At 35.8% G+C, this 15,942-nt stretch carries 17 protein-coding genes; all 17 read left to right on the top strand.

Features of this window, described 5'->3' with window-relative positions; translation table 11 throughout:
• The first annotated feature begins 142 nt into the window (after positions 1-142).
• A complete protein-coding gene (locus tag BMX10_RS11735) occupies positions 143-607 on the top strand; it encodes a VOC family protein (protein WP_090443562.1) in 465 nt (154 codons plus the stop codon).
• A gap of 318 nt (positions 608-925) precedes the next feature.
• Entirely contained in the window at positions 926-1,567 is a 642-nt protein-coding gene (locus tag BMX10_RS11730) for a hypothetical protein (RefSeq protein WP_090444251.1), read from the top strand.
• Between the two features lie 252 nt (positions 1,568-1,819).
• The gene (locus tag BMX10_RS11725) at positions 1,820-2,737 is read left to right on the top strand and encodes an alpha/beta hydrolase (RefSeq protein ID WP_090444249.1); all 918 of its coding nucleotides are present in this window, start codon (positions 1,820-1,822) and stop codon (positions 2,735-2,737) included.
• 537 nt (positions 2,738-3,274) lie between these two features.
• Positions 3,275-4,417, top strand: a complete 1,143-nt coding sequence (locus BMX10_RS11720; RefSeq protein WP_090444245.1) for an alpha/beta fold hydrolase — start codon at positions 3,275-3,277, stop codon at positions 4,415-4,417.
• Between the two features lie 403 nt (positions 4,418-4,820).
• The gene (locus tag BMX10_RS11715) at positions 4,821-5,282 is read left to right on the top strand and encodes a DUF2691 family protein (RefSeq protein WP_090444242.1); all 462 of its coding nucleotides are present in this window, start codon (positions 4,821-4,823) and stop codon (positions 5,280-5,282) included.
• Between the two features lie 293 nt (positions 5,283-5,575).
• Positions 5,576-5,887, top strand: a complete 312-nt coding sequence (locus BMX10_RS17760; RefSeq protein WP_139176446.1) for a DUF3784 domain-containing protein — start codon at positions 5,576-5,578, stop codon at positions 5,885-5,887.
• Positions 5,888-6,040: 153 nt separating this feature from the next.
• A complete protein-coding gene (locus BMX10_RS18470) occupies positions 6,041-6,166 on the top strand; it encodes a hypothetical protein (protein WP_280140769.1) in 126 nt (41 codons plus the stop codon).
• A 481-nt stretch (positions 6,167-6,647) separates the two neighbouring features.
• The gene (locus tag BMX10_RS11700) at positions 6,648-7,337 is read left to right on the top strand and encodes a hypothetical protein (protein ID WP_090444236.1); all 690 of its coding nucleotides are present in this window, start codon (positions 6,648-6,650) and stop codon (positions 7,335-7,337) included.
• A 306-nt stretch (positions 7,338-7,643) separates the two neighbouring features.
• A complete protein-coding gene (locus tag BMX10_RS11695) occupies positions 7,644-8,096 on the top strand; it encodes a VOC family protein (RefSeq protein WP_139176444.1) in 453 nt (150 codons plus the stop codon).
• 361 nt (positions 8,097-8,457) lie between these two features.
• On the top strand, positions 8,458-8,688 hold the full coding sequence (locus tag BMX10_RS11690; RefSeq protein WP_090444230.1) for a PF20097 family protein: 231 nt from the start codon (positions 8,458-8,460) through the stop codon (positions 8,686-8,688).
• 393 nt (positions 8,689-9,081) lie between these two features.
• Complete coding sequence (locus BMX10_RS11685) at positions 9,082-9,537, top strand: hypothetical protein (RefSeq protein WP_090444228.1); 456 nt, start codon at positions 9,082-9,084, stop codon at positions 9,535-9,537.
• Positions 9,538-9,963: 426 nt separating this feature from the next.
• Positions 9,964-10,944, top strand: coding sequence for an NAD(P)-dependent alcohol dehydrogenase (locus BMX10_RS11680; protein ID WP_090444224.1), 981 nt, complete (start codon positions 9,964-9,966; stop codon positions 10,942-10,944).
• Between the two features lie 362 nt (positions 10,945-11,306).
• Positions 11,307-11,912, top strand: coding sequence for a class I SAM-dependent methyltransferase (locus tag BMX10_RS11675; protein WP_090444221.1), 606 nt, complete (start codon positions 11,307-11,309; stop codon positions 11,910-11,912).
• A gap of 365 nt (positions 11,913-12,277) precedes the next feature.
• On the top strand, positions 12,278-12,721 hold the full coding sequence (locus BMX10_RS11670; protein WP_090444218.1) for a GNAT family N-acetyltransferase: 444 nt from the start codon (positions 12,278-12,280) through the stop codon (positions 12,719-12,721).
• A gap of 253 nt (positions 12,722-12,974) precedes the next feature.
• The gene (locus tag BMX10_RS11665; protein ID WP_090444215.1) at positions 12,975-13,862 is read left to right on the top strand and encodes a CPBP family intramembrane glutamic endopeptidase; all 888 of its coding nucleotides are present in this window, start codon (positions 12,975-12,977) and stop codon (positions 13,860-13,862) included.
• A 293-nt stretch (positions 13,863-14,155) separates the two neighbouring features.
• The gene (locus tag BMX10_RS11660) at positions 14,156-14,653 is read left to right on the top strand and encodes a GNAT family N-acetyltransferase (RefSeq protein WP_170834799.1); all 498 of its coding nucleotides are present in this window, start codon (positions 14,156-14,158) and stop codon (positions 14,651-14,653) included.
• A gap of 227 nt (positions 14,654-14,880) precedes the next feature.
• Positions 14,881-15,771, top strand: a complete 891-nt coding sequence (locus BMX10_RS11655) for a hypothetical protein (protein ID WP_090444209.1) — start codon at positions 14,881-14,883, stop codon at positions 15,769-15,771.
• Positions 15,772-15,942: the final 171 nt, after the last annotated feature.

Genomic DNA, 15,942 nt, shown 5'->3' with positions numbered 1-15,942 from the left:
GTTATCGGACAGATGAGGCAAAGGCCGCGCGTCCTGCGCGGATTTTAGTAAGATGAGCTTTGGAGTTTTAATATTTAGTAAAGTGATAATAGTAAAATGACTATAAAGAATAATAAAATAGATTTTTGTGAGGAGTGATTATGTGATAAAAGTAAACAAGTTTAGACACATTGCGATTGTAGTTAATGATTATGAAAAGATGGTTGACTTCTATTCAAATACGCTAGGATTTGAAGTAATTAGAGAATTTGAAATAGCCAGTGAGGATTTTAGAAAAGGAGTAGGTATTTCTGATGCTAAGGCGAGAGGAGCACATTTAAGTATTCCGGGGAATGGTGTAGAAATTGAAATGTTTGAGTATAACCAAAAAGTAGATAGGATAAAGGAACTGTCAATTGCAGATTATCCAGGTTTCAGGCATATAGCCTTTTATGTGGAGAATTTAGAAGATACATATAGGGGTCTAAAGGAAACAGGTATTGAATTTTTTTCTGAGCCTATTATAGTGAAAGAACCACAGAGTGTTGCTGGTTTTAGATTTATATATTTTAAGGATCCAGAAGGGAATATTATTGAATTAAATCAATTACCAGACAATAAATTATGATTATGTATAAAGTGCAGTTGAAATGTAATTTTATAATTAGTTACAGGTAGGATTCAAGGATGCCACGTCCGTGTGGCATTCTGGTCTCTGGAGGCCTCATCCGTCCGATAACCATGTGTCTCCGCAAGGGTTGCCAGAAGCATTTGCGTTGGAGAAGGGCAGGCAACCACACTCCCTTCGCTAACTGAGTCGGGTCGATTTCACCAAGAACTTGTGAACAAGTTCTAAGACTCAATTCTTCCCTGTAAGCTCAGGGGTGTCGGAGACACGAGACGTTATCTGAAACTGCCCAAAGATTTATATTTAGGGGGATAGAAGATGGACATTATAAATGAAGATTACGTTAGTTTTTATACTGATTGGTTCAATGGACGGGATAAAGCTATGGACTTTCTCGAAAGATGTTACGAAGTACCTAACGGAAATTTTATTCCGCTCAGATTAGCAAACAAGCTAGCAAGAGTTATAATTTTTTCTGATTTTTGTATGACTCACAAAAGGGGTAATCGAAGTGTCCAAATCTTTTTGTGGATGGCACTAATTGAATCTATTGAATACATATATTTTCCTGATAAGGATTCACAAAAAGTAGATAAGCTGAGTGTTATCTTATGCTTTTTTCGCAATTATATATCTACCGAAGATAAAGACTTATTGTTGCAAAATCTACGAAGATCAATTTCTGACGATAGATTTGATAAGACAAAGGAGATTAATATTGATATCATTGCTAGGATTCTTTATTCGATTAGAAATGAATTTGCTCATGGTTTGGATTTTCATACATCCTTATTCAGTGATTCAAATAATGATGTATGGTTAGAAACAGTTAAATTGAAAGAATTTAAGAAAGATGGTAAAGAAGAGCGTCACTATGAAATGTCAATAACCCACCAACAGCTTAGGTCAATTATTATTAGAAGTTTTATTAACTTGATAGAAGAAGAACTATTGAAGTAATTATTTCGGTGTATTCAAAGAGAAGCAGCATCAGATAACAATGTTTTTAGCGCAAGGGTGCGGGGGGCGTTTTTAGGGGAAGGTCAGCGCACCACATCCCTTCACCGGGAGCGAAGCTCCGCCAAGACGGTCATCCTTTGGGGTCCGGCTCAGGGACGTCGCAAACACGGGAGCGTTAGGCGAAATCTCTTGAAGTTTCTATAAAGGGGAATCTTTCAACTGAATAGTATTAATTCTACAAAGGGGGGGCAAATGAGTATTCAGGCTTGGTTAATTAAAAAAATTATTAAGAAAATTGTGCCTATGGATAAAGACTTTAACCTAAGAAGAAAAAAAACGGACGAATTAGCTAAGAATTATTCATTAGCAAGTAGTATTAAAACTCAACAGGTTGAGCTAGAAGGGGTAACATGTGAGTGGGCTTATTTAGAAAATGCGCCATTAGATAAAGTCATTATCTATTTACATGGTGGAGGATTTTGCATTGGGTCCATAAATACATACAGGCATTTTACTAGTAGACTAGCTAAGGACACTGGTATTAGAGTACTATATATTGAATATAGGAAAGCTCCTGAGAATCCTTTCCCTGGAGCATTAGAAGATACAATTTCGGTATATCAAAATCTTTTATCTCAAGGAATATCTTCTGAAAACATTATTTTTATGGGAGATTCTGCTGGGGGGGGATTATGTTTATCCTCAGCGTTAGCCTTGAGAGACAATGAAAAACCCTTACCAGCAGCCCTTGTTCTTCTCTCTCCGTGGACGGACCTCACATTGACCTCTAAAAGTTTAGAAGCCAATGCAAAAAAAGATCCATTAGTATTCATTGACGACCAAAAAAACCTAGTGGCGGCTTATACACAGGGAAAAGATGTAAGAAACCCTTTGATTTCTCCGAGATTTGGTAATTTTAATGGATTTCCTTCAATACTTATACATACAGGTACTGATGAGATATTACTTGATGACTCATTAAATTTAGTAGAAAAGGCTAGAAAAGATGGTGTAGAAGTAACTCTCAAGTTATGGAAGGGGATGTTTCATGTTTTTTCAATTTTTCCTGATCACACCCCAGAAGGGAAAAAGTCGCTTAAGCAGGTTGTTGCGTTTATTCACAATAAATTGAGAACGAGTAATTTTGTCAGTTCCTCTAAAGTGCAATGAATATAAGATATATATGACGAACTTGACTTCGCCTAACAATGCACCCAAGTTCGCTTTGCCTATTTTGGGTTATCCCTTCGAAGCAGCCAAAGCACATTTCTCAGCCCAAGATAAGGGCTATCTAGGGCTGAGAAACGTCTTGAGTGCGAGGACGATAGGCTACATCGCGCTGAAGCGCGATGCAACCTATCGGGGCCGCGGGTTACACCCGCTGATAGGCTCTCGCTACGCTCGCATCGCGCAAAAGCGCGACATCGCCTATCATGCAGGTTTGCAAAATGGCTAAGGCCTTCCAGCCAGCTCGTCCGCCAAAGCCACTTCGCAAACCCGCGGCCCCGTTATATGCAATCCTTGCCCAAAAAAGTTGAGGCATTGGATAAAGCAAATTGGAAAGATGGGAACAATAGATGGAATTTACAGCATAGGTGAGAAAATACACTAATGTGGTGGTGTGTCGACATATTAGAAATATAACCGTTGTCGGAAATTGTGGAGCAAATATGATGTAGTCACCAAAGCAAAAAAGGAGTGAATGTTATGGGACTAAAGCTATTTGAATTCCCTGTAGGTTATCATCGTTTTCATAGAAAGCAATTATATAACTATCAACTAAACAGATGGTATTCTCTAGGATATTTGTCATACGATGATGTCAAATCAGCAGGAGAAAAGATTGATAAATTTACTGATTGGAAATCAGTAATGATAGAGAATGCAGAGGGAAAACTCAAGGATAATAAATTCATTGAAGCAGCATTTTTTTTTCGAGCTGCTGAATTCTATACCCTACAAGGACAGGAAGATAAAGAACTACTTTATGATAAGTTTATAGATTTGTTTTATTCATATATGCCATTAGAAGGAGTGTATGTAGAGGAAGTACCCTACAGAGAATCATTCATTCATATATTGAAAATGTCTAACAAAACAGAGAATAAAAAAGGAACAATCCTAATTCATATTGGTTTTGACTCATTTATTGAGGAGTTTTATTCGTTAGCGTGGTACTTTGCAATTCATGGATATGAAGTAATAGCATTTGATGGACCTGGACAAGGAAAAACACTTAAGAAGTTTAACATTCCATTCGATTTTGAATGGGAAAAACCGATTAAGACAATTTTAGATTATTACGAGATTTCAGAAGCAGCCTTGCTGGGAATATCGCTTGGGGGATATTTATGTTTACGTGCTGCTGCATTTGAACCACGAATAAAATGGGTAATATCTACTGGTGGAGCATATGATTATTATAAAATTCCACCTTTAATAGCTCGTTGTCTCATGGATTTTTTTAAAAAATATATGAGAGAAGGTTCAAATAAAGCTGCATTGAAGGGAATTCAAAAAGGAGGCATGGAAGGTTGGAGAAATAGCAATATCATGTATATCACTAAGATTGATGTCCCGATGGATGCATTTGAATATGCTTGGCAAATGAATAGTAAAAATATGCATGCTAACGAAATTAGGCAAGATGTCATGGTAATTACAGGAAAAGATGACCATCTTATTCCATTTAAACTTCATGCTCCTTTGATTAAATCCTTGACAAATGCTAAATCCGTAACAGACATTGTATTTACTAAAAAAAATTATGCGAGTAATCATTGTTCGATTGGAAATATTAAACTCAGTCTTGATACAATGATAAATTGGTTAGACAGCAAAATTAATTGAGGAAATACAATTGAATTTAATTGTGATAAGAAACAAGATAGATGATAAGTAATTAGTATTATCTACTAAATGGGATATTAAATAATAAAAAGAAAAAGATTGGTGGTTGTAGACAGTGAAGAGATAAAGAACAGCATATAACATGCGCATTCCCACAAGGGTGCAAGAAGCACCGTCAGGGAGAAAGTTTCTGAAGGCACCGTCACGAAGCAAGGTCAGAGCACCACACCTTCCCACTTGGAGCGAAGCTCCGCTATAGGGTTTCCTTTGAGGTCCAGTTCGAAGGTGTCGGGAATGCCAAACGTTATATGCTATCCCTAGCCAAAGTTTTTCTGCCTATGCATGTAGCCCGAGTCGTCGAGGATAAGAACAGGAAATAAAAAGATGAGAATGAAGGTGTAATATGGACAAAAGAGGATTAAGATTTAGTATTCCAAACGGGTATGGAAGTATAATATCAGAGATATTTGCCCCAATAGATGTAACAAAATATATATGGCATATTGAGAATGATGAGATTTATTTGTCTAGTGATAGAAGCTCAAATGAAAGTCTTTTTTCAGAAGGTGTAATAGCAGGTGGTGTTTTTGATGAATTAATAAGGAAATGTGAGTATTATGTAGTCTTTGGAGAATTCAAGGCATTTCCGAAAGAGAGCCAAGTAGAGGAGATATCAATCTATGATGATTTCATAAGAAGCAATTGCTCGATAATACTGTTGATAGCTGATTGTACTTATGTTGATATATATTGTAAAGACCAAGATTTAATTGATAGGCTACATGAGAATGCAGTACTGAAAAGATACACGGATATAGAAGTAATTGGTAGCGATGATTCTAGAACTAGCATGTATGTTTGGTAGTTTCCATGAAATCAAGGGTAAGATATAGCGGGACAGCATATAACAAAAGATTGCCATTCGCTGCGGTGGGGGGATGTTCTGGAGCAGGCTCGCAGCACATCCCTTCGCTGGGTGCAAGCACCACCAAGGGGGTATTCCTTTAAGGTCCAGCTCAGGGACGTCGGCAATCAGAACCGTTATATGCCATCCTTGCCAAAGAAAGTTGAGGCATTGGATAAAGCAGGGCTGAAAAGATGGTCACAATAGATAAATTATGTACCATAAGTAAAAAAATTTTGTTGAGGTGAAACAGTATGTTTATTTTGCGAATAACTTTGATTTTAATTGGCTTGGCATTCATTGGTTTTGGATATGCAATTTGGTTTAAAGAGAAATATCATCTGATTAATAATTTTGAAAATGACAAGAAAAATGGCAGATTAAGTGATTCCTTTGCAAAGAGAGTTGGTATGATTGAATTAATAGGTGGAATAACCTGTTTTACTTTAGGGTTAATTTCAATATTTCTGAATGATGTTTTTACATTGATATTCTTTATCTTTTGCATAGTAAGTATTATAACAGCATTAATTTTTAATCAAGTAAAATCTGCAAAGCAAAAATAATATAACATTATAGCCAATGAATTGATTATAAATTTAAGTCGTATACCCTTTAAAAGATAAAAAATGAAGAATATGGAATCAAATATAGATTTTTAAAGGAAATCAATTAGAATAAAAAAACTAGTAATTAAATTATGAATAGGAGGTTGCAGAATGGAATTTGTAGGGCTCTTAGCTCCTGTAGCGTTTGTTTTTGCTTTGTCAGCTATCTCACAAGTAAGTTCTCTTAAAAAAGAGGTGGAACAGTTAAAGGAAGAAATAGACAGATTAAAAGAGTAGAAACTCTTTAGTCTTAAAAGACACAATGTCTTTTGAATGTACTACTAAAGAGTTAGAAAAGAATGGGTTTAGTGGTTATAGAGGGTGCAGAGGTAAAGGACAGCATATAACAAGCCATTCCCACAAGGGTGCAAGAAGCACGGTCAAGAAGCGAGTCTCTGTAGGCACCGTCAAGAAGCACGGTCAGGCACCACACCTTCTCACTGGGTGCAAGCACCGCCAAGACGGTATTCCTTTGGAGTCCAGTTCGAAGGCGTCGGGAATGGCAGAGACGTTATATGCCATCCCTGCTGAAAAATTGAGCAGGTAGATAAGATGTAGATAAAGGAAGATATAAAATACTGGTATTAGATAAAATAAATTATGTACCAAAGGTAGGTTATTTAAGCTGCTAAGAGATGAATTTGTAATTGTTCACAGTGAAAGAAGAGAGAAGCGGTTGTAGAAAAAATTTTTACAACAATAAAGGAGAATGTGTACAGTGTTAAAAAAAATAATGGTAATTTTACTTGTGCAAGTGCTGGTATTAAACTTAACAGGTTGTTTAAAAAAAGGAACTCAAGTAAATAAACTTAATGAAGATATTGAATTCAAACAGGAACAAATTTCTGAATATAATCAAGAAATTCAACGATTGAGAGAGGAACTGGATAAATATAGACAGGCACTTACTATCAACTATTTTGAGTATGAAGAGAAAAAAAGATTTGTTGAAAAAGAGCTATTGATTACTGCAATACCAAGAGAAGGTATACTTCCTTTAAATATGGTACACCCAAACACTGTTGTTGAAGTTGAAGATGCAGCAGAAGTAGATGACCAAGGAGTATGGTTATATGTGGTTGTTCCAGTATATGATTCTCCTGCTAACTTCAAGGGGTGGATTAGAGAATTAGATACTGTGCCATATACAAAAGAAAAACAAAAATTAGTTCAAAGTGAAATTTATTTAAATAAAGGCACACCTTATATTGGAATTGGAGTGCACACCGACAATGCTATAGAAGAGAATAGTGTAAATGATTTACCTGAAGATTCAATTCAAAAGTTGCCTTACAATCAAAGAGGAAGAATCGAGAATAAAATAAATGGATATGTGAGAGTTATTGTACCAGGAGGAGAGAGTCTTTGGATAAAAGAGGAATACATTATTTTTCCTTCAGTAAATTAGTAATTACTCTACAACATCCTTTCTATGCATCTTAAAAAGCAATAAACTAGTGGAAGTAGAAAGCTTAGAGCCAGCGGGACAGCATATAACATAGGCTTAGCAGACATCGGGAGCTGAGTTTTAGGGAAAGTCCGACATCGCCTACCAAGCAGGTTTACAAAATGGCTAAGGCCTTCGAGCCAGCTCGCTCGCCAAAGCCACTTCGCAAACCCGCGGCCCCGATATACGACATGTGCCTCCCCATTCGACACGACCATCGTGGTCACTAAAATATAAAAAAGACGGTTGAGAGGAATGAGATGATTGTTGAAAGTAAAAAAGTTTAGACATATTGGATTGGTTGTAAAGGATTATTCAAAGATGATGAAATTTTATTCGGAAGTTCTAGGTTTTGAGATTATTCGTGAATTTGAAATCGAGAATGAAGATTTTAGAAAAGGTGTAGGCATTTCAAATGCAAAAGCTAAAGGAGCACATTTGATTGTTCCGGGAAACAATGTGGAAATCGAAATATCAGAATATGAACAAAAAATTGAGAGATGTAGTGAATTATCTCTTTCAAATTATCCTGGCTATAGACACATAGCATTTATTGTTGAAAATCTAGAAGAGGCATATAATGACTTAAGAAAATTGGGGATAGAATTCATTTCTGAACCAATATGTGTGAAAGAACCCAAGAATGTTGCAGGATTTCAATTTGTTTATTTTAGAGATCCCGAAGGAAATATAATTGAAATAAATCAACTACCTGAATAAAGATCTGTTGAGCAATTCAGGAAAGAGACGGGTTACCATCCTTGGTAACCCTGGGGTCACACGACGTATATCAACGAGATATAGGCTCCGCGCCGGATAGTGATGAATTGGAGCAATTCCGGCGCTTCGACCCAAACTGTTCCACCTAACTTAAGAGCTAAGTAAGGCGGAACGGCTTCTGTAACCCGCGGCCCCGTTATATGGCAGAAAAGTAAGGGTGTACATAATCAAAGTTTGGAGGCCTAAAATGTTATACTACATATGGTAGGTTCTCCAAATAGAATATACGCAGTAGTAGACCAATATGTAATTAAGCTATAGTGAATTCTTAAATATTAATGTAATGTGAGGATGTGATAAAATGCATTGTCCCTATTGTAACGAAGAGATGCGTATCGGGGTTATTCATGGAGATAGGTATGCAATTAAATGGGTACCAAAGGACAAAGACAGAGGAGGGTTGTTGCAATGGTTTTCAAAAGGCATAATTCTTGCGGGGTTTTCTGAATCTGTTGAAGATGTCTTTTATTGCGATAAATGTGAGAAGATTATAATCGATACAAAAGGAAAAAAGGATACAAGAAAAAAATAATAGAGAAACAATTCAAATGAAAATTATATAACGACACATTCTTTATATAATACGTTGCTCATTACTTGATACTTTAAAAGAAGGATTAAGGGAATGGAAGGGCTTAATTAGAGAATTTAGTATGTATTACGGCATATAACAGCATGTTTACAGGAGGTGCTGGCGGGCAAGTCTCTGGTGGAAGGGTCAGCGCACCACATCCCTTCACCGGGAGAGAAGCTCCGCCGGGAAGGTCTATCCAATGGGTCCGGCTCAGGGACGTCGTAAACACGAGAACGTTATATGCCATTCCTATTGAAGAGTAGCGGTGATAGGGAAAATAATGATAAAGATATTGTATAAGATGGAATCTAGAAAAATATTTTATATAAAATACAGGGGAGGTAGTTTAAGATGGTACATCTAGTATATTGTGACGAAAAAGAAAAGGTTTTGGAAAAAATTCTTGATGGTACAAAAACCATGATTATAAGGGGGGCAGCAGGAAGAAAAATTCCTCACAGTAGGGTTTTTGAAGGTGAAACATTATACTTTATGAAAAAAGGAACAAAGAAAATCTCTACTATGGCTACAGTTGTGAGTGTTCAAAATCATGTTAAATTAGCAGAAAATGAAATTGTAAAAATATTAGAGGATAATCAAAGCAAACTCAACTTATCTAAGAAACAAAAAGAAAGATGGCATAAAAAATGTTTATGCTTAGTTGAGTTTAAAGATGTTAGAGAAATTGAAGCTTTAGAATTTGATCATCAAAGTAATATGGATGACTGGTTAATAATTGAAAAAATTGAAGATGTAGTAGTAGGTACAAGCATTCCTTACAATTACAACAACTCCAAGTTTAAATAAATTACCTGTTCGTTTAAGACACGTTACTGGGCATATAAGAAAAATCAACAATTTAGTGGGAGGAGAAAGTTGAGAACCAACGGGACAGCATATAACATAGGGTTAGCAACATTTTGGCTTGAGAAATTAATAACCTGTCAGAACGTCGCTAACCCGCGGCCCCGATAGGCTACATCGCGCTGAAGCGCGATGCAACCTATCGGGGCCGCGGGTTACACTCGCTGATAGGCTGTCGCTACGCTCACATCCCGCAAAAGCGCGACATCGCCTATCAAGCAGGTTTACAAAATGGCTAAGGCCTTCGAGACAGCTCGCCCGCCAAAAGCCACTTCGCAAACCCGTGCCCCCGTTATATGAAATGCTTCGGAAGACTAACCGATACAATTTGAAAAGTGAAATTAATAGATATTTATGAGGGGGAAAACCATGGAAGCAATTATCTGCACAAAGTATGGAGGACCAGAGGCACTTCAATGTATGGAGGTAGAAAAACCAGTACCTAAAGATAACGAAGTATTAATTAGAATTTATGCGACTACAGTAACTAGAGGTGACACTAGGATAAGAGGTTTCGACGTACCTCTTTCATTTTGGATACCAGCAAGACTTGCTCTAGGTTTAACAAAGCCTAGAAAAGATATCTTGGGTAATGAATTAGCTGGAGTAGTAGAATCTGTGGGCAAAGATGTTACATTATACAAGAAGGGGGATCAGGTTGTTGCTTCCACTGGAATGAGCTTAGGAACATATGCAGAGTATAAGTGCTTGCCTCAGGATGCTGTGATAGTTAAAAAACCAATCAACATTACTTTTGAAGAAGCTGCTGCTATACCAATAGGGGGACGTACAGCACTACACTTCCTAAGAAAAGCAAATATTCAACAAGGACAAAAAGTCCTTATTTATGGAGCTTCTGGAAGCGTTGGCACTTACGCTGTGCAAATTGCAAAACATTTTGGAGCTGAAGTTACTGGACTGTGTAGTACGACTAATATTGAATTAATAAAATCTTTAGGAGCAGATAAGGTCATTGACTATATTAACGAGGATTTTACTAAAAGTAGAGAAGTCTATGATGTTATTTATGACACAGTTGGTAAAAGCTCAGTCTCTGACTGTATAAAATCTATAAAGAAAAATGGGGTTTATCTTCAAAGTGGTACACCAGCAGTAAATTTTAAAATACTTTGGAATTCAATGACCAGCGATAAAAAAATAGTTAAAGAACACGCTCCTGAAAAGGTAGAAGATCTTCTTTATCTAAAAGAACTAGTAGAGACCAATAAGATAAGACCTATAATAGATCAAGTGTTCACTTTAGAAGAGATTGAAAAAGCTCATAGATATGTGGATAAAGGTCGAAAAAAAGGTAATGTGGTAATAACCATTAGTCAAAATGTTAAATAAATGTACTTATTAAGTAGTTTATAGCACTTCATATAACAGTACATTGCCGGCTTCGCGTTGCTAAGACCCAAACCTTTTTCACTGGATGACAAGCACCGCGAAGAAGTATTCCCTTGGGGTCTAGCTCAAAGGCTTCGGCAATGCGAAACGATAGGCTACATCGCGCTGAAGCGCGATGCAACCTATCGGGGCCGCGAGTTACACCCGCTGATAGGCTCTCGCTACGCTCGCATCGCGCCAAAGCCACTTCGCAAACCCGCGGTCACGTTCTCTGAAATGCGGTAAAAAAATTTGGTGCTTATCTTTTGAGGATAAAAAACCATTTCTAAGAATGAACTTAATAGAAATGAGGTAAAGCAATCATGAAAAATTCAACCAACATATCAAAGTACAAACGATTAGCTCCAGTATATGATATTATCTTTGGAAAATTTTTTATAAAGGGAAGAAAAAGAGCGATTAGTATGCTAAATCTAAATCGTGATGATAAAATACTTATGATAGGAGTAGGAACTGGTCAAGATTTAAATCTGCTTCCATTTGAGTGTTTTGTTACGGGAATTGATATATCTGATGCTATGTTATCTAAGGCGAAAGAAAAGACGAGAGATAGAAATGTAAATTTACTCAATATGAATGCTGAAAGATTAGAATTTGAAGATGAATCATTTGATTTTGCTATTCTTAATTTGGTATTAAGTGTTGTGGAGAATCCTAGAGAAGTTGTTTGTGAGGCTTTAAGAGTAATCAAAGAAGACGGTGAAATCTTAATTTTTGATAAATTTATTGAAAATAATAGTAAAGTATCAATATTAAGAAAGCTATTAAACAAAGTTACATCAATAATAGGAACAGACATTAATCGTTGTTTTGAAGATATAACAGATGGGTTACCAATCTGTATTATTAAAGATGAACCATCGATGTTCAATGGAAATTATAGAATAATCTTGCTTAAAAAAAGCTGAAGGGGTCACGTTCATAGTGGTTAAGCTGGCTAGGATTCATGAGTGCACCGCATACCAGAGAACAATGCATTTGCATAAAGGTGCTGCAAGTAAGTTTTTCGGGTAGGTTCAGCACCACACCTTCTCACTGGGTGGCACACCTCCAAAGGGTATTCCTTTTGGGTCCAGCTGGAAGACGTTGCAAAATGGCTAAGGCCTTCGAGCCAGCTCGCCCGCCAAAGCCACTTCGCAAATCCGCGGCCCCGTTATACGCCATCGAAAGCATTTACCGCGACATCGTGTCGCGGATTATGTAAGTAAGGCTTTGAAGAAAGAACATTTACAAGATACTACAGATGATATTTGTCTTATAGGAGGGGTCAAGAGTGGAAGTCAAACTTATTAAAGGAGATAAAAAGTTTTTTTTAGATTTATTACTACTAGCAGATGAACAAGAAGATATGATTGATAAATATTTAGAACGGGGAGAAGTATTTGCCCTATATGATGGAGATTTAAAAAGCATTTGTGTAGTAACGCAGGAAGATGAAAATATCTGTGAACTGAAAAACTTAGCTACATATGAAAAATATCGTGGAAAAGGTTATGGAAGATACCTAATAAGTTATATATTTGAGTACTACAAGGATAAGTGTAAAACACTTTTAGTTGGTACAGGAGACAGTCCGTGGATAATTTCATTTTATGAACATTGTGGATTTGAAGTATCACATAGAGTTGAAAATTTCTTTACAAATAACTATGACCACCCTATTTATGAGGATGGAGTTCAATTGGTTGATATGGTTTATTTAAAGAAAGATTTCTGAAGATTAAGTGAAAAATTTTACTTCTACCAAATACTTTTTATGTAAATATAAAGTGAATTTTTAAGGGTGCGACGTCCATGTCGCCCTCTGAGTTAATGGGTTTTCGACGGCGTATAACAATGTATCTAGCGCAAGGGTGCAGATAGCAAAGTCACGAAGCGGGTTCAAGAAGTAGGCACATGAAGAAGGGCTTTGTGGGTCACGTTATCTGAAACCATGGCAAAAAATATGTAAAATAGACGGAGGTGTTTATATGGACAAGATATTTATAAATAATGATAAACAGTTAAGATCTGGATGGAAAATACTTACCGTTTTTGCTATTTGTATGTTTATAAACTTGGCTTTTAATTCAATTCTATCAATTAAGTTAAACCATAAGTCATTGTTTAATGATGAAGGAATAATTCAAATATTTAGATCTCCAAGTTTATTCTTTATTATTGTCGCAATTTTTGCAGTGAAGAAAATTGAAAAATGGGAGCTATCAGCAATAGGATTTAAAAATCCCAAAAATCAATTACGACAATTGTTAATGGGAAGTATATTAGGTAGCTGTTGCTTCATAGCTATAATTATTGTGCTTTGGTTACTAAATGGCGTAGCTATAACTAATAGTTTAATGGAGCCAAGTTTTTCGAGTGTAAATATATACGCAATACTTATTTTTTCAATTTTTCCTGGTATCGGTGAGGAAGTACTTTTTAGAGGCTATTTTCTAAAGTTACTTTCCAATTCGGTAGGAACAACCTTTGCAATAGGTCTTACTTCTATATTTTTTTCAATCGTGCATGGAGCTAATGATGGATACTCAATAATTGCTTTTGTAAACTTATTTTTATTTAGTCTATTTCTTTCTTTTACCACAATCATTACTAAGAATATTTGGACTGCAGTTTGTTTTCATATAGCTTGGAACTTTTTTCAGGGTTCCGTTTTTAGTATGTCTATAAGTGGTTCAAATGCTTCTGGTATTTATTTAGTTGAAGTAATAGGTAAAGACTGGATCACTGGGGGTAGTTTCGGAGTTGAAGGTGGTCTTATTGTAACAGCTATATTATGTTTGTTGGTAATTGGTACGTTTATCAAATATAACAGCAGATTGAGTATTAAACAAAGCGTAAGTGAGTTAAGAACTTAGTGTGAGCTATTCGAAGAAGGCCATGGCACCAGATGGCACCAGATAGCACCGCATTCACGCAACGAGGCTTACGCCCCTCGGTCCCGGAAGATAAGTCGAGGAAGTAGATGCCGGGACACATCCATTCACCCAATGGCATCGCGGCTGGCCGAGATCGTACTAGTCTGACGATTATTACAGCTTAGGGTGAATGGATGTCGTGAATGCAACAACGTTATCTGCAATACGTTAGTTTTGTATTAATCTAATATAAATGTAATAAATACAAAAAGATAGAAAGAAGGTATAATAATTTGAACAATCATGATATAAAAATACGTGAATTTAATGTAAATGATCAGTCGGGAGTTGCAAGTCTTCAAGAAGAATTTATTAAAGAATTCTTTCCAGAGTTTCAATCTGACCCACGCCAATATGATTGGAACGCGGATATATATGATATTGAAAAATACTATACTGAACATGGCGGAATGTTTTGGGTGATAGAAAAGAATAACTCTATTATTGGTGTTGGTGGATTCCGATTAGTTAGTCCGACTATTGCAGAAATTAAGCGTGTTAGAATTAGTATTAATCATAGGGAAAAAGGATTAGGTAAAACTATTATAAGGACTATTGAGGATTATTGTCGACAGCATAAAGTCCAAAAAATATTAGTAGATACTGATGAAAGATTGACTACAGCAAAGGCTATGTACGAAAAACTGGGATATACAATTTATAAAAAGGAAACAGAAATTGAAGGAAATGAATCGTATGTTAATTATTACTTTGAAAAAGATATCTATTAACTAATAAAAAAGTAATTAGTTTACTAATGTGGGTCCACGCACAGCAGATAACATGAGACTTAAGATTCCACTATCGTTCCATCCAAATTCCTCCATTAAGGGCAGTCGCCCTAAATTTCACGAACTTCTTAAATCTCCGGAAACGTTATGTGACATACTAGTTTTTAGTATTGGATATTTTTGTGAAGAAAGAGATTTATTATTTTTGACGAGAGAGGTCTGAAGGTATGTATGAAAAATTATTAAACATTAGCTATTATATCGGCTTTATACCATTTTACTGGTTATTTAATGCTATTCAACATAGAAAACCCAAGAAGAATCATCATTACTTACAAGCATTAACTATAAATTTTCTGCTATTCTGTAGTTTTATAATCTTTTTGATTTGTTTTAGCATACAAACGTTTATATTGTATTTTTATCGTAATCTTGCATTAACCATGCCAATGGAGCTTTCTTTCTATGTATTGGGTTGCTTATTATTTATATGTTTAGTTATTTGGCTGGAAGGAATTGTTAGTGCAATAATTGGGCGTGCTCCAAGATTATCACTATTTTCAACTTTTACTTGTACAAGATTTTCAACAGTATTAGCAGCATTTCACCATTTTTTCGTTATATTGATAATTATAGTAGCAATTCACTCATCTTCTATAGCTCAAACAGAGGTAGAAGAAGCAGAGATATTTCTATTATATGATGATATGGGATATATACCAAGGCGGGTATTTACTCTTGGGTTTTACAGTAATTCAATTATCGCTATTAATCGTTGGGGAGACAATAGTGTTGCCATTATACCCTTGAATAACAATACAATAGATTATGCTCTGGAAAATGGACGTTTTATATTTGTTGCATCTCATGGATTAGAAGGGGATATAGTACTTCAACACAACGTTTTCTATGGACCTGAAAATGTTGAGAGTAATAATATAAGTGCAAGTCTTCAGTATGTTTATTTATCGGGTTGTGATACAGGATTGAAACGAGAAGAATGGGAAAATGTACTGAGTCCAGCATATGTTAAAACATTTGACCGTTTATCTACAACTTTTGAGCATTTTTATTGGTTGGTTATTAAGGGACCTAAAGTTATTAATTCTTTGATTTAGTTATTATTGGAATAGTATTTGCTAATTTCAGCACATCACATAACAAACTGATTCCAGACGTTAGATGACAACCCAATATCGGAGAAGAAAACTGGGTTAATTAGATTATGTTGAATTGCTAGATGAGTCCCTGCTAAAGAAGTAAAAATCATTATATTGATGAGGTGAAAG

Source organism: Natronincola peptidivorans (assembly GCF_900111615.1).
GTDB classification, from domain to species: Bacteria; Bacillota; Clostridia; order Peptostreptococcales; family Natronincolaceae; genus Natronincola_A; species Natronincola_A peptidivorans.
Note: the sequence above shows the minus strand (reverse complement) of the source record. Positions and strands in the feature narration are given on the sequence as shown.